At 61.7% G+C, this 24,806-nt stretch carries 29 protein-coding genes; 13 read left to right on the plus strand and 16 right to left on the minus strand.

The annotated features are described in order from the left end of the window. Positions 1-16: 16 nt before the first annotated feature. The 5 genes from ACQ4MM_RS20990 to ACQ4MM_RS21010 form a co-directional block, all read right to left on the minus strand. Entirely contained in the window at positions 17-1,030 is a 1,014-nt protein-coding gene (locus ACQ4MM_RS20990) for an SIS domain-containing protein (RefSeq protein ID WP_431479177.1), read from the minus strand. Then, positions 1,020-2,132 carry an N-acetylglucosamine-6-phosphate deacetylase gene (gene nagA, locus ACQ4MM_RS20995; RefSeq protein WP_431479178.1) on the minus strand — a complete coding sequence of 371 codons (1,113 nt, stop codon included), beginning with the start codon at positions 2,130-2,132 and terminating at the stop codon, positions 1,020-1,022. The genes ACQ4MM_RS20990 and nagA overlap by 11 nt, the downstream gene beginning before the upstream one ends. Beyond that, positions 2,129-2,806, minus strand: coding sequence for a GntR family transcriptional regulator (locus ACQ4MM_RS21000; protein ID WP_431479212.1), 678 nt, complete (start codon positions 2,804-2,806; stop codon positions 2,129-2,131). The genes nagA and ACQ4MM_RS21000 overlap by 4 nt, the downstream gene beginning before the upstream one ends. A 60-nt stretch (positions 2,807-2,866) precedes the next feature. Beyond that, positions 2,867-3,736: a BadF/BadG/BcrA/BcrD ATPase family protein gene (locus tag ACQ4MM_RS21005; protein ID WP_431479179.1), complete on the minus strand. Its 870-nt coding sequence runs from the start codon at positions 3,734-3,736 to the stop codon at positions 2,867-2,869. Positions 3,737-4,022: 286 nt separating this feature from the next. Then, positions 4,023-5,387 (minus strand): GIN domain-containing protein, encoded by a 1,365-nt coding sequence (locus ACQ4MM_RS21010; protein WP_431479180.1) that lies wholly within the window; start codon positions 5,385-5,387, stop codon positions 4,023-4,025. A 192-nt stretch (positions 5,388-5,579) separates the two neighbouring features. On the opposite strand from ACQ4MM_RS21010, the gene ACQ4MM_RS21015 reads away from it, so the two are divergent. From ACQ4MM_RS21015 to bufB, 8 genes are all read left to right on the plus strand, one after another. Beyond that, a complete protein-coding gene (locus ACQ4MM_RS21015) occupies positions 5,580-5,765 on the plus strand; it encodes a hypothetical protein (protein ID WP_431479181.1) in 186 nt (61 codons plus the stop codon). Continuing rightward, complete coding sequence (locus tag ACQ4MM_RS21020) at positions 5,766-6,239, plus strand: hypothetical protein (protein WP_431479182.1); 474 nt, start codon at positions 5,766-5,768, stop codon at positions 6,237-6,239. 9 nt (positions 6,240-6,248) lie between these two features. Then, on the plus strand, positions 6,249-7,871 hold the full coding sequence (locus ACQ4MM_RS21025; protein WP_431479183.1) for an AAA family ATPase: 1,623 nt from the start codon (positions 6,249-6,251) through the stop codon (positions 7,869-7,871). 1 nt (position 7,872) lies between these two features. Then, complete coding sequence (locus tag ACQ4MM_RS21030) at positions 7,873-8,706, plus strand: general secretion pathway protein GspB (protein WP_431479184.1); 834 nt, start codon at positions 7,873-7,875, stop codon at positions 8,704-8,706. After that, a complete protein-coding gene (mobB, locus tag ACQ4MM_RS21035; RefSeq protein WP_431479185.1) occupies positions 8,703-9,224 on the plus strand; it encodes a molybdopterin-guanine dinucleotide biosynthesis protein B in 522 nt (173 codons plus the stop codon). The genes ACQ4MM_RS21030 and mobB overlap by 4 nt, the downstream gene beginning before the upstream one ends. Before the next feature lie 52 nt (positions 9,225-9,276). Next, on the plus strand, positions 9,277-9,477 hold the full coding sequence (locus tag ACQ4MM_RS21040) for a YjfB family protein (protein WP_431479186.1): 201 nt from the start codon (positions 9,277-9,279) through the stop codon (positions 9,475-9,477). A gap of 118 nt (positions 9,478-9,595) precedes the next feature. Next, a complete protein-coding gene (locus tag ACQ4MM_RS21045; protein ID WP_431479187.1) occupies positions 9,596-9,859 on the plus strand; it encodes a BufA1 family periplasmic bufferin-type metallophore in 264 nt (87 codons plus the stop codon). Between the two features lie 3 nt (positions 9,860-9,862). Then, complete coding sequence (bufB, locus tag ACQ4MM_RS21050) at positions 9,863-11,473, plus strand: MNIO family bufferin maturase (protein WP_431479188.1); 1,611 nt, start codon at positions 9,863-9,865, stop codon at positions 11,471-11,473. On the opposite strand, the gene ACQ4MM_RS21055 is transcribed toward bufB, so the two are convergent. From ACQ4MM_RS21055 to fumC, 3 genes are read right to left on the minus strand one after another with little or no spacing between them, the layout of a single operon-like run. Next, the gene (locus ACQ4MM_RS21055; RefSeq protein ID WP_431479189.1) at positions 11,453-11,740 is read right to left on the minus strand and encodes a DUF883 family protein; all 288 of its coding nucleotides are present in this window, start codon (positions 11,738-11,740) and stop codon (positions 11,453-11,455) included. The two genes, bufB and ACQ4MM_RS21055, sit on opposite strands and share 21 nt — an antisense overlap. Before the next feature lie 25 nt (positions 11,741-11,765). Then, complete coding sequence (locus ACQ4MM_RS21060; protein ID WP_431479190.1) at positions 11,766-11,996, minus strand: RNA-binding S4 domain-containing protein; 231 nt, start codon at positions 11,994-11,996, stop codon at positions 11,766-11,768. A 53-nt stretch (positions 11,997-12,049) separates the two neighbouring features. Further along, entirely contained in the window at positions 12,050-13,447 is a 1,398-nt protein-coding gene (gene fumC, locus ACQ4MM_RS21065) for a class II fumarate hydratase (protein WP_431479191.1), read from the minus strand. A 125-nt stretch (positions 13,448-13,572) separates the two neighbouring features. Between fumC and ACQ4MM_RS21070 the strand changes: the two genes are divergently transcribed. Next, entirely contained in the window at positions 13,573-14,781 is a 1,209-nt protein-coding gene (locus tag ACQ4MM_RS21070; protein ID WP_431479192.1) for a type IV pilus assembly protein FimV, read from the plus strand. 388 nt (positions 14,782-15,169) lie between these two features. Here the strand turns inward: ACQ4MM_RS21070 and ACQ4MM_RS21075 are convergent, their stop codons facing one another. Beyond that, positions 15,170-15,436: a flagellar protein FliT gene (locus ACQ4MM_RS21075; protein ID WP_431479193.1), complete on the minus strand. Its 267-nt coding sequence runs from the start codon at positions 15,434-15,436 to the stop codon at positions 15,170-15,172. 165 nt (positions 15,437-15,601) lie between these two features. Further along, entirely contained in the window at positions 15,602-16,417 is an 816-nt protein-coding gene (locus tag ACQ4MM_RS21080; protein WP_431479194.1) for an HDOD domain-containing protein, read from the minus strand. Between the two features lie 233 nt (positions 16,418-16,650). Between ACQ4MM_RS21080 and ACQ4MM_RS21085 the strand changes: the two genes are divergently transcribed. The 3 genes from ACQ4MM_RS21085 (at position 16,651) to ACQ4MM_RS21095 (ending at position 19,612) form a co-directional block, all read left to right on the plus strand. Next, entirely contained in the window at positions 16,651-18,702 is a 2,052-nt protein-coding gene (locus tag ACQ4MM_RS21085; RefSeq protein WP_431479195.1) for a M13 family metallopeptidase, read from the plus strand. A gap of 9 nt (positions 18,703-18,711) precedes the next feature. Then, positions 18,712-19,326: a class I SAM-dependent methyltransferase gene (locus tag ACQ4MM_RS21090; RefSeq protein ID WP_431479196.1), complete on the plus strand. Its 615-nt coding sequence runs from the start codon at positions 18,712-18,714 to the stop codon at positions 19,324-19,326. A gap of 79 nt (positions 19,327-19,405) precedes the next feature. Then, positions 19,406-19,612, plus strand: a complete 207-nt coding sequence (locus tag ACQ4MM_RS21095) for a CsbD family protein (protein ID WP_055936965.1) — start codon at positions 19,406-19,408, stop codon at positions 19,610-19,612. A 519-nt stretch (positions 19,613-20,131) separates the two neighbouring features. Here the strand turns inward: ACQ4MM_RS21095 and ACQ4MM_RS21100 are convergent. From ACQ4MM_RS21100 to ACQ4MM_RS21110, 3 genes are all read right to left on the minus strand, one after another. Further along, a complete protein-coding gene (locus ACQ4MM_RS21100; RefSeq protein WP_431479197.1) occupies positions 20,132-20,536 on the minus strand; it encodes a hypothetical protein in 405 nt (134 codons plus the stop codon). Positions 20,537-20,579: 43 nt separating this feature from the next. Further along, positions 20,580-20,957: a hypothetical protein gene (locus tag ACQ4MM_RS21105; protein WP_431479198.1), complete on the minus strand. Its 378-nt coding sequence runs from the start codon at positions 20,955-20,957 to the stop codon at positions 20,580-20,582. A gap of 211 nt (positions 20,958-21,168) precedes the next feature. Beyond that, positions 21,169-21,831: a glutathione S-transferase family protein gene (locus tag ACQ4MM_RS21110; protein ID WP_431479199.1), complete on the minus strand. Its 663-nt coding sequence runs from the start codon at positions 21,829-21,831 to the stop codon at positions 21,169-21,171. A 168-nt stretch (positions 21,832-21,999) separates the two neighbouring features. On the opposite strand from ACQ4MM_RS21110, the gene ACQ4MM_RS21115 reads away from it, so the two are divergent. Then, positions 22,000-22,485 carry a hypothetical protein gene (locus ACQ4MM_RS21115; protein ID WP_431479200.1) on the plus strand — a complete coding sequence of 162 codons (486 nt, stop codon included), beginning with the start codon at positions 22,000-22,002 and terminating at the stop codon, positions 22,483-22,485. Between the two features lie 62 nt (positions 22,486-22,547). Here ACQ4MM_RS21115 and ACQ4MM_RS21120 read toward each other — a convergent pair whose 3' ends face one another. The 3 genes from ACQ4MM_RS21120 to ACQ4MM_RS21130 all read right to left on the minus strand — a co-directional run bounded on the left by ACQ4MM_RS21120 (position 22,548) and on the right by ACQ4MM_RS21130 (position 24,766). After that, entirely contained in the window at positions 22,548-24,260 is a 1,713-nt protein-coding gene (locus ACQ4MM_RS21120) for a DPP IV N-terminal domain-containing protein (protein ID WP_431479201.1), read from the minus strand. Continuing rightward, positions 24,196-24,402 carry a DPP IV N-terminal domain-containing protein gene (locus ACQ4MM_RS21125; protein ID WP_431479202.1) on the minus strand — a complete coding sequence of 69 codons (207 nt, stop codon included), beginning with the start codon at positions 24,400-24,402 and terminating at the stop codon, positions 24,196-24,198. The genes ACQ4MM_RS21120 and ACQ4MM_RS21125 overlap by 65 nt, the downstream gene beginning before the upstream one ends. Before the next feature lie 85 nt (positions 24,403-24,487). Further along, positions 24,488-24,766, minus strand: coding sequence for a hypothetical protein (locus ACQ4MM_RS21130; RefSeq protein ID WP_431479203.1), 279 nt, complete (start codon positions 24,764-24,766; stop codon positions 24,488-24,490). Between the last annotated feature and the right edge of the window lie 40 nt (positions 24,767-24,806).

The raw sequence follows: 24,806 nt of genomic DNA on the forward strand, positions 1-24,806 counted from the left end.
TGGCCGCGCGGGAATATCAGTGGGTCTTGGTGACTTTGTTCAGGTGGCGCGGACGATCCGGGTCCAGCCCGCGCGCTGCGGACAGCTTGGCCGCCATCACATAGAAAGCCTGGATCGCAACGATCGGATCGAGATCCGGCGTCGCCGCCACCGGCAGGGTGAGGTCGCGCGACGCGATATCCTCCGGAGCTGCCAGCAGCACGCGCGCACCGCGGCCTCGCATGTCTTCGGCCAGCGCCAGCAAGCCAGCCTGGGTCGGGCCGCGGGTGGCGAAGATCAGCAGCGGATAACCTTCCTCGATCAGCGCCATCGGACCGTGCTTGATTTCCGCGCCGGAGAAGGCTTCCGCCTGCAATGCCGAGGTTTCCTTGAATTTCAGCGAAGCTTCCAGTGCCACCGGGAAGCTGATGCCGCGGCCAACCACCATGATGTTGCGGGCTGGCGCCAGCACTTCGACGGCAGGCGACCAATCCACGTTGCAGGCTGCGCGCAGCGCATCGGGCAGGGCGGCCAGGCCCTCCAGCAGTTCAGGATCGTTCTGCCAATGCGCCACCATGCGCGCGCCGGCCACCAGGGAAGTAATGAAGCTCTTTGTGGCGGCCACGCTTTGCTCTTTGCCGGCATGCAGCGGCATCGCCCATTCGGCGCTGTGCGCCAGCGGCGAGTCGGCATCATTCACCAGCGCCACGGTGGTGGCGCCGCCATCGCGGAAGTAGCGGATCGGTTCCACCACGTCCGGGCTTTGGCCGGACTGCGAAACCGACACCACCAGCGTGTCGCGCGTAATCAGCGGCGATTTGTGCAGCGTCACCAGCGACATCGGCAGCGAAGCCACCACGCGTCCCAGGCGCGACATGATCAGGTAAGCGATGTAGTTGCAGGCATGGTCCGAGCTGCCGCGTGCCACGGTCAACGCGGAGTTGAATGGAGTGCTCCTCAGTTTGCGGCCCAGTTCCGCGTAGCGGTCGGTGTCATTCGCCAACTGCTGTTCCACGCAGTCGGCGGCAGACAGGGCTTCTTTAAGCATCATTGAGGTCACAACGTTCTCCTTCGATATAAACGGCTTTCAGTTTCAGGTCCCGGTCCATCACGACCAGGTCGGCATACGCGCCGCGTGCCAGGCGGCCGCGGTCCTGCAGGCCGAGGTAATCGGCTGCATGGGTGGAAACTCGTTGGGAAGCGTCGGCCAGGTCCAGGCCCAGCCCGACCAGGTTGCGCAGGGCCTGGTCCAGCGTCAGCGTGGAACCGGCCAGTGTGCCGTCGGGCAGGCGCACGCCGCCCATGCATTTATGGACGATGTGGCGGCCCAGCATGTACTCGCCATCCGGCATGCCGGTGGCAGCCGTGGAATCGGTCACGCAATACAGGCGCGGGATGGCGCGCAATGCGCCCTTGATCGCGCCTGGATGCACGTGCAGCAGGTCGGGAATCAGTTCCGCGAATTCGGCATGCGCCAGGGCAGCGCCGACCATGCCGGGCTCGCGGTGGTGCAGGCCGCTCATCGCGTTGAATAAATGGGTGAAGCCGGTGGCGCCATGGTCCAGGGCGGCGACACCTTCTTCATAGGAGCCCAGCGTGTGGCCGATCTGGACCCGCACGCCGTGGTTGGCCAGGTCGCGCACCAGTTCCAGGTGGCCCGAAATTTCCGGCGCGACGGTGATTACGCGCATCGGGGCCAGCTTTTCCAGGCGATGGACTTCTTCGATCGTGGCGGCGCGCGCAAAGTTCGGCTGCGCACCCAGCTTGCCGCTATTGATGTAAGGGCCTTCCAGGTGGGCGCCCAGCACGCGTGCTTCGCCTTTGCCGCGCTGGCGCACGGCCTTGCCGATCGCCGCCAGCGCCACCTCGATGTCTTCCGGCGGCGCGGTCATGGTGGTGGCCAGCATTGACGTCGTGCCATGGCGCGCGTGGATCGCGGCAATCGCATGCACCGCATCGCCGCCTTCCATCACGTCCTTGCCGGCGCCGCCGTGCACGTGCAGGTCGATGAAGCCTGGCAGGATATAGTCGTCGCCGTTCAGCTTCGGATCGGCGCTGTTGCCCGCGACGTCCGCAATCCGCTCGGCGAATGAAATCGTTCCGTTCAGCCAACCGGACGGTGTCAGGATATTGCCTTTGATTGCCTGGTTCATCGACGCGACTCCGCTACAAATTCATAATAGTCACTCCGGCAGTAGGAGTGGGTAAGTTCTACCGCTGCGCCGCTCTCCAGATAGCTCACGCGCGTAATGTGCAGCATGGCGGTACCGGGCGAGATATTGGCCAGGCGCGCTTGCTCGGCATTGGCATTGATGGCGCGGATGTGCTGCAGGGCGCGCATCGGCACGTTGCCGGTGGCTTCCAGAAAGCCGTACAGCGAGCCGTTCACCGTGCCGGGATCGGGCATGTACATGGCGGGAATGGTTGAAGTCTCGATCGCCATGACCACGTCGTCGGCGGTGCGCAGGCGCTTCAGGCGCGCTACCGGCATGTTCGGCGACAGGCCGAGCGACAGCAATTCCAGCGGCGCCGCCACGCCGATTTCGCGCTGCAGCCAGCGCGAGCCGGCGGTAAAGCCGCGCTGGCGCAGTTCTTCCGAAAAACTGGTCAGGCGCGACAGCGGCTGCTCCAGCTTGGGCGTGATGTAAGTCCCGGAACCGCGGCGGCGCGTCAGCATGCCGCGTGCGCACAGCATGTCGATCGCCTTGCGCGCGGTCACCCGCGAGATATTGAGTATTTCCGAAAGCACGCGCTCGGACGGCAGCGCCTCATTGGCACGCCAGTCGCCGCTCGCTATGCCATCGGACAGCTTGTTTGCCAACTGCATATACAGAGGGGTGTCGCTGTCGGCGTCGGGCCGGAAATCGCTCAACTGGGATAGCACGGGCTACTCCTTCAAATGTTGTTGGATCAGGCGCAGGCCACCCGCGGCCGAATCGCCCTTGGGTGGAACAATCCGCTGCAACAGGGCAGGCGGCAGGAACGCGCGCAGCGGCTCACCGAGCCCGCCGCACAATGCGATCGGCAGCGTGCCGCTCGGGTCCAGGCCGTGGGCGATCAGCGCCACTTGCCGGCCTGCTTCGGACAGGATGTCGCGCGCGGTCGCATCGCGATCGGCAAATTGCAGGACGATGCGGGCCAGTTGCGCAAAGGCGGTCTGGTTGGCGTTGGCCAGCCAGACCTGGATGCGGTCACGGCCGCCGCCGCAAGCGTCGGCCACCGTCTGCGAGAAGGCGCTGGCCGGCACGCGTCCGTCGGTAACCTGCTGCACATGGTTGATTGCCTTCATGCCGATCCAGGCACCGCCGGCTTCGTCGCCGGAAGGGAAGCCCCAGCCGCCTACCTCATGGCGCGAGCCATCGGCGTGCAGGATTTCGCCCACGCTGCCGGTGCCCAGTGCAATGATGGCGCCTGGCTGGCCCTGGTGCGCACCGAGCACGGTGGTGAAGGCATCGGTTTCCAGCGCCACGGCGGCAAAGCCCGGATTGGCGGCCACGAAGTTGGCGGCCCACTGCTTGTTATGCACGCCGGCCAGCCCCAGGCCGATCGCAATGCTTTCGCGCGCTGGCTGTGCCACGCCGGCCGCCTCAAAGGCGCGTGCCGTGGCTTCTTCAACCGCGGCCCACGCATTCTTAATGCCGTGCAGCAGGGCGGATGGACCGGCCTGGCCTTCGCCCAGCAATTGTCCGTCGGCACGCGCCAGGCGTACGCGTGTGCCGCTGCCGCCACCATCGACGCCTATCAGGAATTCGATCATTTTTTCAAGGGATGAAAAGAACTGTGGCGACTATATGAGGAGCACACCAGCTTGTCAACAGGTATTTAACTGGTATTGTTTAGGCCTGCTGATAAACATCGAATTGCAATGGCAAGTGATTGATTTGTATGAATAAGTTTGCTGGCGTGAATGGTATGCACTTTGGTATGGACTGTGGTGCCAAAGTTGCAATGTAGACGTAAAAAAGCCCGGCACGATGGCCGGGCAGTCGGGAGAAAAAGCTAATCGCTGCCGGCGCCTCAGGCGTCAGCAGCGATGTCGTCAATCATTCGGTGTGGGCGCCACGACGGTCGACCGTCACCACACGCTGTTTGTCGGAGATCAGTTGCTGGCCTTGTGCGGCCACCTTGCCTTCCACATTGACCGTGGCGTTGCCCGGGCCGCGCACATTGACTTCGGCCTGCTTGGCCAGCATGTCGCGCGCATCCAGGCTGCCGGAACCGGTCACTTGCGCATTCAGGTTGCTGGTCCAGCCGCGCAGTTGCACGCCGCCCGGGCCGCTCATGGTCACTTTGACGTCCTTGCATTCCGGCTCCGCCTCGAGGTCACCCGAGCCGCGCACGTCGGCATCCAGTGAATCGCTGACTTTGCTCAGGTAGATATTGCCGGGGCCCTTGCTGCGGGCAATCGCCTTGGCCACCTTGAGATGCTTGGCGTCCAGGTCGCCGGAGCCGCTGACATCTGCGCTCAGGGTTTCGCTGCTGCCGGACAGGTTCATGCCGCCAGGGCCGCTCAGGCTCACGCGGGTGTTCTGGGTTTGCAGGCCGCGCGCTTCCAGGTCGCCGGAGCCGTGCACCTCGGCGTCGAATTTCTTGATCTGGCCATTGATGCAGGCGCTGCCCGGGCCATTCAACATCGCGCTGACGTTCTCGACCTGCAAGCTGCAGGCTTCCAGGTCGCCCGAGCCCGAGATGTCGACACGGATCTCGCGGCTGCTGCCACGCAGCTCGACCGAGCCGGGGCCGCTCATCGCAGCGTTCACCTTGTTGGCGCGCACGTCGCCTGCCTCCAGGTCGCCGGAGCCGGACAAGACCGCATTCAGGTCGCCGGTGACGGCCGGTGCACTGACATCGCCAGGACCGGTCATGACCAGGTTGAGGTTAGTGGCACGCATGCGGTGCAGGTGCATATCGCCGCTGCCGCTGGCCTTGACGGTCAATTCGGTGGCCGTGCCGGAGGCGCTGAGGTCGCCCGGGCCGGTAGTGATCAGTTTCAGCTCGCTGCTGTCCACGCGCTCCAGCTCCACGTCGCCGCTGCCGCTGTTGCTCAGGACTTTCAGGCCGCTGGTGCTGATTTTGACAATCACAGGCTCGCGCTGTTTGCCGAAGCTGAACACCCAGTGGTTGCGGCGCAGCGGCCGTACGTGCAGGGTATCGCCCTGGACCACGGTTTCAAGCTGTTCGACCTGGCGTTTCGGACCGCTGACTTCCACCGCCGGTTCGCCCTGGGCGTTGATCAGTACCTTGTATGGGCCCTCGACTTCAATGCGCGAGAACGCCGTCACCGGGCGGTTTTCCCTGGTCGGGGTGAGATCGGCCTTCTTTTCGCTGTCCGGAGGGCTCGCATGCAGGGCCGTAACGCCCAGCGCGATCAGGGAAACAGCGGCGCCGTAGGTGATCAGCTTATTCATTTTGATTGTCACTGTTCAGGATTGTGATGCAGGAACGATATGCGAATCTGTCGCGCCGCCGGGGCGGAAAAAGACAGACGCGCAAAAACGAGGAGCCAACTGCATTTTTCCGATACTGAAATGCACACGCTACCGGCCAAAAAGTTGTGATTTCGCCTTGAAATGTCATAATGCTCGTCAGGAGAGACACTTATGATCAAGTACTTAGGAACCAAAAAGACCGACCAGGGTGGAACGGTATACGTGTTCCTGATCAATGGTTTGCAGAAGGAGGTCCGCGAGGGTTCCCTGAAGCAATACCCTGGCTGCTACGAAGCGTTGCCTCCTGCGGCCAAGGCCAAGATCAGTGCTAACCGCGCCTGGCTCCAGAAGCTCTGAATGATGCGGCGCTTCCTTACGGCGGCTGGCCTGCTGGCCGCCAGTCTCGCGGCGCAGGCTGCGCCGCCTTCCCACTTCGGCGATGTACTCGGCAATGGATTGCTGTGCCGCGACCAGACCTCGAACCGTTATTACTTCGACTACTTGAGCCAATACTTCGGGCGGCCCTACAAGCGGGAGGGCGGGGCGTACTGGTTCCGTACCGATGACGCGATCCTGTGGGGCTTTCCCGTGCTGGAAGTGATCATCAGCGACGAAAGCTACCCATACAGCTTTGTTGGCGCGGTGACCGATACCACCCCTGAAGAGCTGGAAAAGGCGATCCTCCGCCAGGACGGGCAAGCCTATGCGAAAATCGACACTTCGCGCTATCCGGTGCGGGAGTCCAAGCCAGGCAGCCGCATCGTCTATTTCAACACGCGCTCCAAGATATACTGCGCCAAATTCAAGCAACTGCCGCCCGCGCTGCGCTAAGCGCCGACCATGTACACGCAATACTTCAACCTCAAACAGCAGCCGTTTTCGATTGCCCCCGACCCGCGATACCTGTTCATGAGCGAACGGCACCGCGAAGCGCTGGCGCACCTCCTGTATGGCGTGGGCAGCGGCGGCGGCTTCGTGCTTCTGACCGGCGAGATCGGCGCCGGCAAGACCACCGTGTGCCGCTGCTTCATGGAGCAGATCCCGGCCGATTGCCGCCTGGCCTATATCTTCAATCCCAAGCTGACGGTGGAAGAACTGCTGCAGTCGGTGTGCGATGAATTCGGCGTGGCGCCGGAAGGGGCCAGCGTCAAGTCCTATGTGGACGCGGTCAACAGCTACCTGCTGGAATCGCACGCGGCCGGCCATAACAATGTGCTGGTCATCGACGAGGCGCAAAACCTGTCGGCCGATGTGCTGGAGCAGTTGCGCCTGTTGACCAACCTGGAAACCAGCGAGCGCAAGCTGCTGCAGATTATCCTGATCGGCCAGCCGGAACTGCGGCAGATGCTGGCGCGGCCGGAACTCGAGCAACTGGCGCAGCGCGTGATTGCGCGCTACCACCTGGGGCCATTGTCCGAGGCGGAAGTGGGCAGCTATATCCAGCACAGGCTGGCGGTGGCTGGCGCTGGTGCGGTGGAGCTGTTTCCGCGCGGGCTGCTGCGCCGCATCCACCAATTGAGCAAAGGTGTGCCGCGCAGGATCAACCTGTTGTGCGACCGGGCGCTGCTCGGCACCTACGTTGAAAACCGCGCGCAGGTGAATGCCACCATCCTGCGCCGTGCGGCGGAGGAGGTATTCGCGGGCGAATCCGCTCCAGTCAAGGCGCGCGCATGGCGTGTGGCCGCTGCCGGAGTACTGACCGGGGCCGCGCTGACCGCTGCTGCGGCTTGGCAGATGATGCCTTCGGCGCGCGCCCCGGCGGCCAGCGCGCCCCAGGTGGTTGCGCCTGCCTCGCGCCCCGCAGCAAATTCGGCACCGCCGCAAGCCGCCGCTCCGGCGCCGGCCGCCACGCACGTCGCGCCGCCGGCGCCAGCGCCTACCTGGCTGACGATGGATGCCGCCTTGAGCCAACTGGCCGCAAAGTGGGAGGTGGAGATTTCCGAGGGTGAGGGCTGTGCCGAAGCGGCCAAGCGCAACTTGCGCTGCATGCAGACCAAGGGCGGCCTGGAAGAAATCCGCAAGCTTGACCGCCCCGTGATCATCAAGCTGCGCGACGGCGAGTCCCTGCCGCGCAACGTCCTGCTGACCGCCATCGACGGCAAGAGCGCCACCCTGGTTGGCGCCCGCGGCAGCGAAACCATATCGCCCGAGGCATTGGACGCCCGCTTCGACGGCACTTTCACCACCTTCTGGCGCGCACCGCGCTCGTGGCGCGAAGAAGTGCGCGAAGGAGACAAGGGTCCGGACGTCGATTGGCTCGCCCGCCGCCTGGCACAGATGAACGGGGTCAAGAAACCGCGTGAAAACCAGCCACTGGCCGGTGAAACTTTGCGATACTTGCACGAGTTCCAGCTAGCCCAAGGCTTGAAGGCCGATGGCGTGGCGGGACCGCGAACTTTCATTCGCCTGTCGCAGCCGGGCCGGGAGACCGAGCCGCACCTGATGGCCGAGGCGGGTAAATAATATGTCCTATATTCTCGAAGCACTGAAAAAAGCGCAGGCCGAACGGCAGATCGGCAGCACCCCGACCATCCACGCACCCACGCTGGCCAGCGTGCCTGCAGGGCAGGGCGCGCGCAGCAAACGCACGCCAGTGATCGTGGCGATGGCACTGATGGCCGCCGCCATCGCCGGCCTCGCGACCTTGCTGGTGCGCCAGCAACCGGCCGCGAACCAGCCGCCAGCCGCCGTCGCGGCCACCGCTGCCACCCAGGCGGCCGCCCGGCCGGCCTCCGCCCCGGTAGCCGCTGTCGCCGCCCCGGCCGTCGCCGACAGCGCCACGCCAGCGGCCGCCACTGCAGCATCCGCCGCTGCAGCGCCTGCTGCCGCCGGTCCCGCCGCAGCAGGCCAAGCGCCAGCCCAGCAAGCGGTCCTGCAATCGCCAGCCGCAATGACAACGCCGCCGGTGCAGCGAAGTGTGAGTCCCCAAACAGCCGGCCAGCGCGGCTCCGAAGCCCCGCAACTGGCGGCCACTAAGCCGGGTGGAACTGCGACGCGTGCTGCAGACGTAGCGCAGGCTGCTCCGGCCGCCCCTCCGGCCCCGGCCCCAGCCCCCGCGCCAGCAGAAGAACAAGTGCAATCCCTGCGCGAGCTCCCAGAGCCAATCCAGCGCGCCATTCCCCAGATCACCCTTGGTGGCTACATGTATTCGAAGAATCCCGCCGATCGCCTGCTGCTGATCGACAAAGTCCTGCGCAGGGAAGGCGAAGAGGTCGCCCCCGGCCTGATCCTGGACAAACTCCAACCCAAGCAAGCCGTCTTCAGCTTCCGCGGCTACCGCTATCGGGTGCCGCTATGAGCGACAAACAGAACGTCATCGGCGTCACCGGACCGTCAGGCAGCGGCAAAACCACCCTGATTGAATACCTGGTCACCGAACTCGCCGCGCGTGGCTGGAAAGTCAACGTCATCAAGCATAGCCACCACGACTTCGAACTCGAGCCGCCAAGGAAAGACAGTGCCCGCTTCCGTCACGCAGGCGCCGCCGAAGTGATGATCGCCTCGCCTTATCGTTTCGCCATCATCCACGAACTGCGCGGAGCCGAAGAACCCGGCGCCGAGGAACAGCTCGCCCGCCTGCAGCCCGCCGACCTGACCCTGGTCGAAGGCTTTCATGCATGGCAGATCGACAAGCTTGAAGTCTACCGCGCCATCGCCGGCCAACCGCCGCGCTACCTGGACGACCACACCATCGTCGCCGTGGCATCCGACCAGCCTGCCCCGCAAGGCCTGCCGCCCCGCCTGCAATGGCTCGACCTGAACCGGCCCGACACCGTACTGGCCTGGCTGGTCAAAAAAATCCCGCGCCAAGCCTAAAGTTTGCCCAACGCTGTCCGTAAATTAGGATAGGTACTCCTGGGAGATTTAAATGGATGCAATGAGCATTGCGAAACTGGCAACGACAATGGCCGATACGAGCAATCGTACCGAGATCGGTTACGCCGTCTTGAAAAAAGCACAAGACGTGCAAGCCTCCAGCGCCCAGGCCCTGATCGAAGCGATCCCGCCGGCGCCAGCAGCCGCCAACCTGCCATCCCACCTGGGCAAGAACATCAATACCACCGCCTGAACGCGCATCGTCCAGACATCGCGCAGGCCGCAAGAAACCCGCCGCACCGGCACCGGTGCCAGCGGGTTTTTTTTTATGGTCTAATCGCACACCTGCAAACCTACCGAGGAGACCCTGCATGAAAAACCGTCAAGCCCTGATCGCCGCCGCCCTGGCCACCGTCTGCGCCACCGCTAGCACCTCTGCATCCGCAGCCCAGGACAAACCAGCGGAAAAAGAAAAGTGCTACGGCATTGCCAAGGCCGGCCAGAACGACTGCGCCACTGGCACCCACGGCTGCTCCAGCCAGGCCAAGACCGATAATATGGAAAGCGAGTGGAAGTTAGTTGCTAAGGGTACTTGCGAAAAAGCCGGCGGCAAGACCACCGCGCCAGCAAAGTAATCAATGATGCAACACGCCGTGGTTCAAGGAGTTGGCGTTGGATTGCGGGCCCCGCACTACCGCCAGTTCCTCGAACAACGGCCACGCGCCGCCTGGCTCGAAGTCCACACTGAGAACTACCTCGACCAGGCCGGCGGCGACTTCCACGTATTGCAGGAACTGAGGCGCGACTACGCAATCAGCCTGCACGGCGTAGGCCTCGGCCTCGGCTCCGCGCGCGGCTTCAGCACCGATCACCTGGCGCGCGTCGCCAGCCTCGCCAAACACATACAGCCAGCGCTCGTTTCCGAGCACCTGTGCTGGGGCGCCGTATTCGACCGCCACCTGAACGACTTGCTGCCGCTGGCGCTGAACCACGCCGCGCTCGACTTGCTGGAAGAGCGGGTAGGGCGCATGCAGGACGCGCTGGACCGCACCATCCTGCTCGAGAATGTTTCCAGTTTCGTGCGCTTTGCCGACGACGCCATGAGCGAAGCCGAGTTCCTCGCCGCCCTTGCGCACCGCACCGGCTGCGGCCTGCTGCTGGACGTGAACAACCTCTACGTCAACCAGTGCAACCACGAAGAAGACGCCATGGCCGCGCTAGCAGCAATCGCGCCCGGCACGGTCGGCGAAATCCACCTTGCCGGCCACCTTGTCACGCCCGATGCCGTGGTCGACCACCACGGAGCCGTAGTCGCCGCTCCCGTCTGGCGCCTGTATGAAGCAGCCCTAAGCCGCTTCGGCAGCGTCCCCACGCTGATCGAATGGGACACCGACATCCCGTCCCTGGAAGTCTTGTTAGGCGAAGCGGAAAAAGCCGCCGCCATCGCAACCCGCTTCCCCCCTGCAAATGTCCGCCCCGGGGTCAGGAACGAATGTGGACATTTTCCACCTGGCAGCAATGAAACCCTGGTCGTGCAGCAGCAGTCATTTTCGGATGCCTTGTTTGCGCCTGCCGTCGAGGCAGCCCTCCAGCTCAAGCACGCTGAACGATTCGCCCTGTACCGCGGCAACCTGGCTTCAACCTGGACCAAGGCGCTGGCGGCCGCTTATCCGGTCATTGCACAACTGGTCGGCGAAGAGTTCTTCAACGCATTGTCACGAGAATACGGCCGAGCCCACCCTTCAGACAGCGGCGACCTGAACCGCTTCGGAGCCCACTTCGAGCCCTTCCTGCGCGGCTTTGAGCATGTAAAAGACTTGCCCTACCTTCCCGACATGGCCCGCCTGGAATGGCAGCTGCACCGCATCCACTACGCACACCACGAGCCGCCGCTGCAAGCCCAGGACATCAACCCGCAAACCGTGGAAGAGCAAAGCTTCCCCTGGCAGCCTACCGCCCGGCTTTTCGAATCGAAATGGGCCGTGGTACCGCTCTGGCTGGCCCATCAGGGCATGGAATTCCCGCAGAAAATGGACGAGCCAAGCCGCGCGCTGCTCAGCCGCCCGGAATGGACCGCCCAGGTCACGCCGCTGCAGGCGCCCCAATATGCGGCGCTACAGGTTCTGAAAGAAGGGAAGGCATTCGGCGCCGCACTCGACGCCGCCTTTGCGCTGGATGAAAACTTCAACGTCGCCGCCAGCCTCCAGCAATGGCTGCAGCAGCGAATTCTAGTCAAACGCCCGCATTAACTTGTCCTCGCCGGACGAGTCCCGGTACAGCAGGTTAGCACGCTGGGTCGCCTCGATCATGCGCAAGAGCTGCGCATCCTCACACCGTTCCAGCTCCTCGTTCGCCGCAAGCAAAGCCTGGGAGAGCTTGGCGCGTGCCGACTGGTACAGCACGCTGGTGTAATGATCGGTATTCTTGAGCAGCTCCTCGGCATTCTCGATGACCTGCCGCAGGTCATCGATCAATTGTTCCTGGGACTGCACTTGCTTCTCGCGGGGACCATCCATGGAGCTAACCCTCCGCGCGGATCAATCAGGCCGCGCCGCCCTCAGCATGAACGTCGATCTGCACGTCGCCCAGTCGAACCTTCTGGCCCGCCCGGATCTTCGCCGTCTTGCGCAACTCCTGTTTGCCGTCGACCTTGACGTCGCCGCTAGCCACGATCTGCTTGCCGGCACCGCCGCTGTCGCACAGGCCAACCACTTTCAGGAGCTGGTTCAGCTCGATGTACTCGCCTGTCAATTCGAAATCTACTGTCTGCATTTTAATCCTCTTTCTGTTGGGTTGGCGCGGAGGTGTTGTATTCCCACCTGGCATTAACCTTTGCCACCCGGCTTGGTCATCTCCAGCGGAACAATCCACTCATTGAACTGGCTTTCGTTCACGAAACCAAGGGCTAACGCCGCCTCTTTCAGGGTAGTGCCCTCATGCTGCGCCTGCTTCGCAATTTGCGCGGCGCGATCATAACCGATATGCGGAGCCAGCGCGGTGACCAGCATCAGCGAGCGCGCCATCAGCTCCTCGATGCGGCCCAGGTTTGCTTCGATGCCATGGGCGCAATGCTCGTCGAAGCTGCGCATGCCGTCCGCCAGCAGACGGGCGCTTTGCAGGAAATTGTGGACGATCAGCGGCTTGAACACGTTCAGCTCGAAATTGCCGGACGAGCCGCCGACGGTAATCGCCACATCGTTGCCGAACACCTGGCAGCACAGCATGGTCAGCGCTTCGCTCTGGGTCGGGTTGACCTTGCCCGGCATGATCGAGCTGCCCGGCTCGTTTTCAGGGATGCTGAGTTCGCCCAAGCCGGAGCGCGGGCCCGATGCCATCCAGCGCACGTCATTGGCCAGTTTCATCAGCGCCGTGGCGAGTGTCTTCAGCGCACCGTGGGCCGACACCAGGGCGTCATGCCCGGCGAGCGCGGCAAACTTGTTGTCCGCGGTGCGGAAGGGCAGCTTCAGGCGGCTCGCCAATTCGGCTGCAATGCGCGTTGCATATTCGGGATGCGAATTCAGGCCGGTGCCGACCGCCGTGCCGCCGGCCGCCAGTTCCAGCACCGCAGGCAGGGTGGCTTCGATGGCTTTCTCGGCATAGTCCAACTGGGCCACGTAGCCTGAAAACTCCTGGCCCAAGGTGAGCGGGGTGGCATCCTGCAGGTGGGTGCGGCCGATCTTGACGATACCGTCAAATGCTTGCACCTTGTTCTGCAGCGTTGCGCGCAGTTGGCGCAAGGCCGGCAGGACATTGTTCGCCACCGCCTGCGCCGCTGCCACGTGCATTGCAGTAGGGAAGATGTCGTTCGACGACTGGCCCTTGTTGACGTCATCGTTCGGGTGCAGCTTTCGGCCTTCGCCGCGCTCGCCGCCCATCAGCTCGGAGGCGCGATTGGCCAGCACCTCGTTCATATTCATGTTCGACTGGGTGCCGGAGCCGGTCTGCCACACCGCCAGAGGGAATTCGCCCGGATGTTTGCCCTCCAGGACTTCATCGGCCGCCTGCATGATGGCCTTGGCTTTGGCGCTGTCGAGCACCCCAAGGTCCACGTTGACCTTGGCTGCAGCGCGCTTCACGCTGGCGAGCGCGGCGATCAGTTCGGCCGGCATGCGTTCGCTGGAGATGCGGAAATGTTCGAGCGAGCGCTGGGTCTGGGCGCCCCACAGCTGGCTGGCAGGAACTTCAATCGGCCCAAAGCTGTCGCGCTCGGTTCTGCTGTTCATGTATGGCTCCCTCGCTGGAAAGTGGTGTCTGAATTCTAACGCCAATGCCACTCACTCTGCCGGGGCCTACAAAATCGGGATATTCTGCCGTTAATGAGTACATAGAAGAAATAGGCCTGTTCTCCATGCTAAGCAAACGATTGACCATTCGCGCCCTCGCGTTGCCGGTACTCGCAGCCACCCTGTGCGCTTCGGTGCGGGCGGCAGAACTGGGGGAGATCAAGGTCAATTCCCACATTGGCCAGCAGCTTTCGGCGGACATCGAACTGGTCGACCTGACCGCGACCGACCTGGCCGACATCCAGGCGCGGATCGCAAACCCCGACGTCTTCAAGGGCGCCAATGTGGCGATGCCGCCGGCGCTTGGCGGGCTGTACATATCTATTGCCAAGCGCGACAACAAGCGCTTCCTGCACCTGACCACGCTGCAGCCGGTTAATGCAGACGCTTTGCATCTATTCCTGGAATTGAATAGTGGCGGGCGGAAGATCATCCGGGCGGCCTCGCTCTGGATGACGCCCGAGCCGCCAGGGCAGCGGGCAGCAAGCGTGGCCGCGATGCCGGCGGAGGAGCCGTTGCCGGCAGCCGCGCCAGCGCCAACCGCCGTCAGCCCCCCATCGCCGAAGAATGGCGAGGCAGGACTGAACGAAGCCGCGCAACGCGCATTTGCGCACCGCCAGCAAGTCGCCCTGGCGAAGGCCCAGGAGCAAAGTGCAAATCCAGCGCCGCAAGCTGCGCTGGCGGCGGCCCCTAAGGCCGCGCCTGCCCGCGAAGCCGAAGTGACGCCCCCACCCCGCAAGCCGAGCACGAAGGCTGTCGCCGCTACGCCCGCAGCCGCATCGGCGCCCGCTGCAGTGCCGCCGGCATCCGCACCCGCCCAGTCTTGCGCCCCCGCGAAGCAGGTGGAAGCGCAGCTTCGGCAATGCGAAGCCATGACAAGCAAATTGGCCGACATCGAGGGCAAAGTGCAGCGTCTTCAAACAGCAATCGTCGCGCCCGCCGCGGCGGTGCCCGCCAGCGCCCCATCCGCGCCACAAGTTGTGCCGCAAGCAGAATCCACCCCAGCCAAGCCAGTCGCGGCGCCAAGCAAACCAGGCGCAACCCCGGTGAAGCCAGGAGTCGCGGCCGACCTGGCAGCCAACCCACGCCGCCGGCTGATCATGATCGCCGGCGGCGTGCTGGCCGGCTTGGCGGCACTCGGTGGCCTGATCTATTTCCTGCGCAAACGCCAGGCAAAAGGCCCGCTTAAGATCTGGCAATCGTTCCGGAAAAAGGGAAGTGCAGAGGACGATGTGCCGACGCTGGAAGACGCGGTGGAGGTTGCTGCACACTAGTAACTAGCGTTGCATTTCAATGCTGGACAAGAATTTTTTACCTGCGTTATACTGGGTTCACACAGACCGGGTTCTGCCGCAGTCACCACCGATAGTGTGACGCGAACCGCAGAGCGACGTTGAAGAAACGACCCCTTCTGGAAGCAGTTCATAGCCGACTGAGGCGAAATGAACGCCGGGTGCAACCGGCGCTGAGGCGACGCCAGGAGATACCTGGTGCTCGCCCCTCCCAATTCCAAGGCGCCCCAAGCGGGCGCCTTTATTTTTGTCCACTTTGGGGTCAGGAACAGAAGTGGACATTTCCGCAGAAATGTCCACTTTCGTTCCTGACCCCCAAGTGGACAAAATAAAAAAGCGCCCGGAGGCGCTTTCATTGCGTTCGCTGGAATCAGCCGTGCAGGCGATTTTGCCAGGAGTCGGTCACGTCGCGGATGGCGCGGTCGTTGGCCATGATCTGTTTCAGTAGTTCGATCTTGCGCTTGCGGGCGTCGCCCTGCGCGGGAGCGGCGCCACCCATCAGGGCTACCGAAGCCGCCGCGCACTGGTTTTCCATGCGGTCGAGCGAATCCCAGTCGCTGGCTTGCGCGGCGCCCACCATCTGGCTGGTCAAACCGGCAATTTTTTCGTAGGTAGCAAGAACTTGAGTCGAGGACATTTTGAGCCTTGGATTCTGTGCGCGGAGTGCCGCATGTCAGGATTAACGTCAGGCTCGGAAGGAACTTTAGGGTCTTTTTGAAAAATATTTGAGAAATTTCCAAAAAAATTGCCGTTGCGCCCCCATCCCAAGGGTCACAACGGCAGGAGTGAAACGAAATATTGTTTATTTAATCAGTTCGTCGAGACCTGCGCTCAATTCGTCCAGCGATGGCATCTGGTCAATCAGTGCATTTTCTTCCAGGCCCAGGCCTTCCGCTACTTCGGTCGGATAGCAGGCGGCAATCTGTTCCGGCGAGAGCTTGTTCTCGTCGACGCGGGCGCGCCAGGCAGCCAGGTGAATCACCGCTGCCAGATCGTTCTCGCCCGGCTTGGGGATGGCGGCAATGGTTTCAGCAAAGGTCGGAGGGAATTTCCAGCGGCTGGCCAGTTCGGCGCCAACGTCGGCAAAGGTGTAGCCCAGCGCAGTCTTTTCAGTTTCCAGGCGGTGCTCATCCAGTGGGCCTGCCACCTTGTCCAGTGCCAGCGCCTGCTCAGGCATGCCAGCGTGGATCACCAATTGGCCGATCGCATGCATCATGCCAATGGTGAAGGCGAGGTCGGTGTTTTGTTTGCAAGCCTTGGCGATGAATTTGGCGCCCACTGCGGTGCGCAGGCTGTAGCGCCAGAACTGGCGCAGGTCCATGCCGGGCACGGTCTTGAAGCCGCTCACCAGGCCGGAGCTGATCACCAGGGTGCGCACGGTGACGAAGCCCAGCATCAGGATCGCATCTTCAACGGTGCCAATCGAGCGCGATACGTGGTAGTAGGCGGAATTGGCCAGGCGCAGCAGTTTGGCGCTCAGTACCGGGTCGGCCGACAGCTTCTTTGCAATTTCCTCGGTGGAGACGCTGGCCTTGTCGAAGCTGCTGATCAATTCGTCAACAACCTTTGGAGCGGTTGGCAACGCAGTTGGATTCTGGAACAGTGCTTCGAGCTTCATGAAAAATCTCCTCTAAATTCGGCGTTGCTGTGGGTGAAACTATATAGCCTTTCCAGAGGGGAGTGCAGCAAGTTTTTCGACAAACGTTGGCAGCGCTGCACAGCATTCCCAGCTTTTTGCATTTGATCCCGCAAATTTGCAGTCTGTCGCAATTGGGCAGTGCCGCGCCTGCGTTGACGTTAGAGTGCAGCCTGGCTCATTCCGCCACTTATAACTAGATAGGGATACAAAAAATGCAAGCATCCACTCGCGTCACGCCGCTCAAGCTGGCCCTTACCCTGGCCTTCTGTGGAGCGACTTTTGGATTGGCCCCGGCGATTGCCCAACAGGCAGCCCCGGCCCCAGCCGCGCAAACGCAAGACGCCGTCCCGCAGCCGGGCGACGATTTCTTTGGACATGTGAACGCCGAATGGCTGGCCAAGACCCAGATCCCGGCCGACAAAGGCAGCTGGGGCGCCGGTTCCGCGCTGGGCGACGCGACCAATGAGCGCATCGTCAAGCTGATCGACGAAACCGCCGCCAAGTCGCCGGCCGGCGACACCCGCCGCGTGACGGATTTCTACCGCAGCTTCATGGACGAGGCGGCAATCGAAGCGCACGGCCTGAAATCGCTCAAGCCGGAACTGGAAAAGATTGACGCCCTCAAGGACAAGGCCGCCCTGGTACGCGCGCTGGCCACTTCGATCCGCGCCGACGTGGACCCGCTGAACTCCACCAACTTCTATACCGAGAACCTGTTCGGCATCTGGATCGCGCAAGGCCTGACCGATCCGAATCACTACACCCCATACATCCTGCAGGGCGGTCTTGGCATGCCGGACCGCGCTTACTACCTGGAAGACAACCCGCGCATGCACCAGCTGCGCACGGCCTACCAGGCCCATATTGCCGCCATGCTGAAGCTGGCCGGCTACAGCGAGCCGGAAGCCCGCGCCGCCCGCGTCTATGAACTGGAACGCAAACTGGCCCAAGCCCACGGCAGCCGCGAAGATTCCGCCGATATCCAGAAGGCCAACAACACCTGGACCATGCGCGACTTCGCCGCCAAGGCACCTGGCATGGACTGGCGCGCCTTCTTCCGCGCTGCCGGCCTGGGCAAGCAGAATAAATTCACCGTCTACCATCCGAGCGCCATCATAGGTAGCGCAGCGCTGGTGAACGAGATGCCGCTGCAAGCCTGGAAAGACTTCCTTGCCTTCCATACCGTGAACCATTTCGGCGGCTTCCTGCCGAAAGCTTTCGTCGACCAGCGTTTCGAATTCTATGGCCGCACCATGAACGGTACGCCGCAGCTGTCGCCTCGCTGGAAGCGCGGCCTGAGCGCAGTCAATAACGCGGTGCCGGATGCCGCGGGCAAGATGTACGTCGAGCGCTACTTCCCGGCCGAAGCCAAAGCACGCTTGCAAACCATGGTATCCAATATCGTCGACTCCTTCCGCAAGCGCGTCGATGCGCTGGACTGGATGGCGCCGGCCACCAAGAAGGAAGCACAGGAAAAACTGCGCACCCTGTACGTGGGCGTTGGCTATCCGGATAAATGGACTTCCTACGAAGGCCTGGAAATCAAGCCCGACGACGCGATGGGCAACGCGCTGCGCGCCGAGCAATTCCACTACAAGCAGCAACTGGCAAAACTGGGCAAGAAGGTCGATCCAACCGAATGGTGCATGCCGCCGCACGTGGTGAACGCGGTGAACATGCCGATGCAGAACGCGCTGAACTTCCCGGCCGCCATCCTGCAGCCGCCATTCTTCGACATGAAGGCTACCGATGCGCTGAACTACGGCGCGATCGGTGCGGTGATCGGCCATGAGATCAGCCACAGCTTCGACGACCAGGGTGCGCAGTTCGACTCCAAAGGCCGCCTGCGCGACTGGTGGACCAAGGAAGACGGCGAGCATTTCAAGCAAGCCGCCACCAAGCTGGTCGCGCAGTACGACGCCTATGAAGCCTTCCCTGACCTGAAACTGAACGGCACCTTGACCCTGAGCGAAAACCTGGCCGACCTGGCCGGCCTGGCTGCAGCACTGGATGCGTACCACGTTTCGCTGGGCGGCAAAGCCACCCCTGCGCAGGACCGCGACTTCTTCAACGGCTATGCCGCAAGCTGGGCCAACAAGGCGCGTGATGCCTCGCTGCGCAACCAGGTCATGACCGACGGCCACTCGCCGGCCAAGTGGCGCACCTACACTGTGCGCAACCTGGACGCCTGGTACCAGGCCTACGACGTAAAGCCGGGCCAGAAGCTGTACCTGGCGCCGGAACAGCGCGTACGCGTCTGGTAAAGTAGGGGGATGGACGACATCGAGCAGATTACCCGCCGCACGCTGGAGCATTACGAACGCAATGCGCAAGCCTTCCTTGAAGGTACGCGCGACCACGACGTAAGCCAGAATATCGCGGCGCTGCTCGATGCGATTGAAGGAACGCCTCCGTTCCGGATTCTTGATTTAGGTTGCGGCCCCGGCCGCGACCTGCGCACTTTCAAGTCGCTGGGGCATGAGCCGGTCGGACTCGATGGCTCGGCCCATTTTGTGGAGATGGCCCAGCGTTGGAGTGGCTGCAGCGTCCTGCATCAGGACTTTGTCGCCCTGGACCTGCCGGCGGAATCGTTCGACGGCATCTTCGCCAACGCCTCCCTGTTCCACGTTCCCAGTGCCGTGCTGCCCGATGTGCTGGGGCGCTTGCACGCCGCCTTGAAGCCACGCGGCGTCCTGTTTAGTTCCAACCCGCGCGGCCACAATGAAGAAGGCTGGAACGGCCCGCGTTATGGCTGTTACTACGATTTCGAAACCTGGTCCGAAGTGGTCATGGCGGCCGGCTTTGAGCCCGTCACCCATTATTACCGTCCGGAAGGATTGCCGCGCGAACAGCAGCCATGGTTGGCTTCGGTCTGGCGTAAAGGCTAGTTCTGTTAGCTTGCGTACAGTGGCCGTCGATGCCTGTTCGTATGATTTGCTCGTCGCACTTTTTAATGAGGAGTGGATCATGAACAAGGACCAAGTGAAGGGCAAAGCTAAAGAAATCGGCGGTAAGATCCAGGAGGAAGCCGGTGAACTGGTTGGTAGCTCGAAGCAGCAGGTGAAGGGTGTCGCCAACCAGGTCGAAGGCAAGCTGCAGAAACAGCGCGGCGACCTGCGGGAAGCGATCGACGATGCCACTGACGAGCTGATTGACCGCGGCAACCGCCAGTAAAGTAGTCGCCAGGGGCCAGGGTGCACGATGTGCACGCTGGCCCTTTTCTTTTGTCGCACTTGGGCGCGTGAACTTACAACCTCAACTATCCGGCATGACTAGCAAAGTAGAAGACCCGCCACCTGTTGTCCGAAGTTCGACGCAACCGCACGCCCAGTAAACAAGTGCCCTCAAACTCTACGTTTACTTCGTCCATATCGATGTTTTGCCCCCGAATCAACCTGCGCAACCGGTTTCCATTGGTCTGTGGCGGAGAAGTCCATACGAATCGACCACTCAAGCAGGTGTGGCGCTCGGCGAACTCTCGTAGATCTGCAGGCGTCCTTCCAACATAGCCACTCTTGGTTGTCAGCTCAAAGGCGCTTTCAAAATCACCATTTTGCAATCTGGACAAGAACGTCTTTGCCACGGATACAGCCTCAGGCTGGCCATACTCTGCCTTCGCCCAAAGGAAGAATCCAATAATGGCTAATGCTAAGGCAACAGCGAACGAAAAGAATGGCCTGCGCGCGAACATGTCTACTTTGCTTTGTGTTGATTCGTTTGAAATGACGCGCGCATGGCTTCGTTCAGTTGAATGAACTCCCGAACCAGGTCATCGCAAGCTTCCTTGCTTGCTTTGCATTTCACATCCATCTTGACGAATACCGTACCGTTCTCCTCGACAATGGCGCGTTTAACTACGGAGGGATACGAGGCATGCTGTTCCGGCGCAAACGACCAAATCACATGCAACGACGGCTCGTACGCAATAGTCCAACCACCTTGCACACTTAACTCGACGCCTGGTTTTGAACGAAGGGTCTGCAAGGCCTCTGCCGGCGACTTGTACTCGATATTTGATCGATCAATCTCGGGTAAAGGGTCTGCGAGAGCGCTCACGGTGATACACGCGGCTGTTAGCTGCGCTAAAAATTTCTTCAATTTCCTTGTTCCTTTCGAACTTCTGGCCGACGGGCTTGTCCATTCAGTTGCATATGTCCTTGCCTCTATCGACCTCATGTTGGAGCAAGACAAAGTCTGCGCCGAATAAGTCGCGCTTCTCGTTTTTCTCAATTGGCTTGACGGTAAAGATTCTTAGAGCTTCCTCGTGTTTTGGGGTGAGGATTCCGTGCTCGAGTGATACAGCATTGATCCGCACGGGTACGGAAGCACCTGAAATCACTTTCTCAACCTTAATACCCCAACGCGTCCAGCCGCTCAAGCAAAGCGAATTTACAGGGCATGGAACCTGCACATCTTCGATGGACGCTTGACCAAGCGCGCGCCCGCAAAGCACCGATTCCGATGCACAGGCCAAGTTCGTCATTACTGCGATTGCAGCTCCCACCAATACCGTTCGCACTACGAATCTCCTTCTAATACCTCGTCGATCTTCGAGCCACCAGGCATCAGAAGCCCTTGGCAGGCTACTCCTCGTTGCATTCATCAATCGATACCTTGTCATGCATTCGGAACACCTACGGCCGCAGAACAGGATCAATCGTACTATTGCCTTTCCTTATTGCTAGATTGGCAATTCTAGGTGAAGTTGTTCAACAAAGCGAGCCAAGGGCTTATTCTTCTCCGACCGGCACGCCGAGCGGGAACATGTGGCGGTATGGCTTGGCCTCTGCCCAGCAGCGGGCAAACGATGGGCGTTCGCGCAGGCGACGCAGGTAGGCCATCACATGTTCATGCTTTTCGGGGATCGGGTGCGACCAGTGCGCGTACAGCAGGAAGGGCGCGGCTGCGCAGTCGGCCATGCTGAAATCTTCGCCAGCAGCCCAGGTGCGGGTCGCCATGATTTTGTCGAGCCAGGCGTAGGCGGTATCGAGCTTACGCCTGGCTTCGGCGACGCCAAGCGGGTCGCGCTCGCCGTCGGGGCGCAACACGTCGGCGACAAGCTTCTGTTGCGGCGTGGCGATGTGGTTGTCGAAGAAGCGGTCCATCATGCGCACTTCCAGCGCGGCTTCTGGATCGTCAGGCAGCAGTTTTACCGGGCCAGGATGGCAGAGGGCCAGGTGCTCGATCACGATGCTGGCCTCCACCACCATGCGCTCGCCATCCAGCAGGATAGGGAATTTTTGGATCGGCCACATTCCGGCAAATTGCGCGCAGTTTTCGGGATGTTCAGGCGACAGCATGCGGTATTCGAACGGCGTGCCGTTCTCATACAGCGCAATCAGCGCCTTCATCGAGTAGGAAGAAAGGGGATGGTAGAACAGTTGCAGGGACATGACGCCTCCGTCGGTGGTGGTTGATCGTATCACTTGACGAACGAGCGGAGCAGGAATCGACGTGGAAGCCCGATAATAGTTATCTTGCCGAACAATGCGCCCTTGCGTCAAACTGTGCTGCTTTGTTGATACCGATTTTTCCTAAGATATTTGATGCGCAGAGTCCTGTTGACTATCCTGGCCATTGCCGGTTTCCTGGTTGCGACCACGTTTGCAGTGAATTGCTTGTTGTTTGATCCCCGCACTGGGCTATCGGACTATGATCAATCGGTTGCACCATGGCGCGACTCTTACACATCATTCTTCCCTAAGCCGATTCCGGTAGAGGCGAGTCAAGTGCGCTACTTCCACCGACCCGCGATGATGCAAGGGGGGGAGCATATCCAACTTCGCATGGTCTTGCCTGCAGCGAGCGTCCGGAATATCCAGGCAGACGCTGTGCGGAATGCCTTGTCCCGAACGGCCGGTATGCGCCCAGGCGATGATCGTAAAGAACTCATGCCGCGTCCAGGCGGGGTGAAGGGGCATGCGGACTACCAGGTATTCGTACTGAATTCGTCGAGGACAGAGGACAACTGGAATCATTACCTGGAGTCGGGGGTCGCGGTCAGCACTAAATACAATGAAGTCGTCTATTGGTTCGAGAACTGGTAGGTAAAGAAAAAGCCCGCCGGCTTGCGCGGGCGGGCTGGGAGGCGAGGGCGCTCGGCCCGGCCTTAGTTCGATTCCGGCTTCAGGTGCTTGCGGAAGAAGGCGTCGATGTAGGTTTGCACGTGGCGCTTGGCCAGGCGGTTCGACACGCCGTGCTTGGCGCCGGGGTAGGTCATCAACTCGAACTGCACGCCGCGGTTCACCAGTGCGTCGATCATCTTGGTGGTGTTGGTGAACAGGACGTTGTCGTCCGCCATGCCGTGGATCAGCAGCAGGTTCGACTTCAGGCCATCGACGTGATAGAACACGTTCGACTGCTTATAGCCTTCCACATTGTCGGTTGGACGGTCCATGAACTGCTCGGTGTAATGGGTGTCGTACAGGCCCCAGTCGGTCACCGGTGCGCCGGATACGCCAGCCGCGATCTTGTCCGAACCTTGCGACAGCAGGCGCAGGGTCATGAAGCCGCCGTAGCTCCAGCCATACACGCCGATGCGTTTGGCATCCACGAACGACTGTTTGCCCAGCCAGTCGATACCGGTCAGTTGGTCTTCCACTTCCACCTTGCCCAGGTTGCGATAGATAGCGTCGGTGAACACGCGCTCGCGGCGCGAGGAGCCGCGGTTATCCAGGCGGAATACCACATAGCCTTGCTGCGCCATGTACTGGTCGAACTGCGCGTTGTCCCATTTGCGGGTCACGTGCTGCGAGTGCGGGCCGCCGTAGGTGGACAGGTAGACCGGGTACTTCTTGCCAGCGTCGAATTTGTACGGCTTGATCATCGAGTAGTACAGGGTCTGGCCATCCTTGGCCTTCATGTTGCCGAACTCGACTGGCAACTGGTCCGACTTGTATTTGAAGTAGGGGTGCGACTCGTTGACTTCATTCTTCTCCAGCCAGCTCACCAGCGCACCGTCCGGACGACGGATTGCCACCTGCGGCGGGGTAGCCGGATCGGACCAGGTATCCACAAACACTTCGCCATGCTTGGAGAAGGAGGCATCATGCCAGCCGTCAGCCTGGGTGATGCGCTTCGGCTTGTCGGCACTGGAACCATCCAGTTTCAGTTCGTAGACTTGCTTGTCGTAGACCGCATCCTTGTTGGAGGAAACGAAGACCTTGCCAGCCTTCTCGTCCACCGCCAGCACGTCGTCGAAGCCCCACTCGCCTTTGGAGATGGTGTGTTTCAGCTTGCCGTCCATGCCGTAGAAGTACAGGTGGTTGCGGCCGGTGCGCTCGGACGACCAGATGAAGCCCTTGCCGCTTTCCAGGAAGCGCAGGTCGTCGTTGATGGTGGTCCAGGTTTTGGCGGTCTCGGTCAACACGGGGCGCTGCGCCAGCGTGGACGCGTCGACGGCGATCAGCTCCAGCGTCTTCTGGTCGCGCGACTGGCGCTGGAAGAACAGCGACTTGGAATCCTTGCTCCAGTCGGCGCGCACCAGGTAGATATCCTTGTTGGCGCCCAGGTCCACGTCGCGGATCTCGCCGCCGGCAGGCGATACGATTTTCAGGCCGACAATGGCGTTCTTGTCGCCGGCGGCAGGGTAGCGCTGCTCCACCACATCGGTGCGGTCGGCGTAGATCTCGAAGCGGCGCGCCACTGGCACTTGCGCTTCATCGTACCAGCGGAAGGCAATTGCGGAATCGTCCGGCGCCCAGTAGTAGCCGGTGAACTGGTGCATCTCTTCCTGCGCAACGAATTCAGCTTCGCCGTTATGCACGGTGCCTTTGCCATCGGTGGTCAGTTGGCGCTCCTTGCCGGTGGCCAGGTCGATCACGAAACAGGTTCTGGTTGCGCACGAAGGAAACGTATTTGCCCTTTGGCGAAATCTTTGGATCGATCACGCTGCCCGATGCCACCAGGCGCGCGCTGTCAGGCTTGGACAGGTCGACCAGGTACAGGTTGCCGGCCAGCGGCACCAGCAACTGCTTGCCGTCGGGCGACCAGTTGTAGGAGATGATGCCTTTCAGCGCCGCGGTGCGCGCGCGTTCGCGCAGCGCTTTTTCAGCGTCGGACAGGTTCTCGACCGGGGGCCAGGGCCTTGGAGTCGACCAGGCGGCGCGTGGTCTTGTCCTTCATGTTGTATTCCCACAGATCCATCTGGTACTGGTCATCCGCGCGAGCGCGCAGGAAGGTGACGCGGGCGCCATCCGGAGAAACTTTGAGGGCACGCACGCCAGGGCCGGACAGGGCAGGATCGGCATACAGGCGCTCCAGTGTCAGGCGTTCAGCGGAAGCAGTGCCGGCAGCCAGCAGGGCCACCAGGGTGAGGATAAGGCGCATTGTTTGTCCCGGAATGGTTTACTTACGAATCGCAAGACAA

Source organism: Massilia eburnea, from assembly GCF_050709955.1.
GTDB classification, from domain to species: domain Bacteria; phylum Pseudomonadota; class Gammaproteobacteria; order Burkholderiales; family Burkholderiaceae_D; genus Rugamonas; species Rugamonas eburnea_A.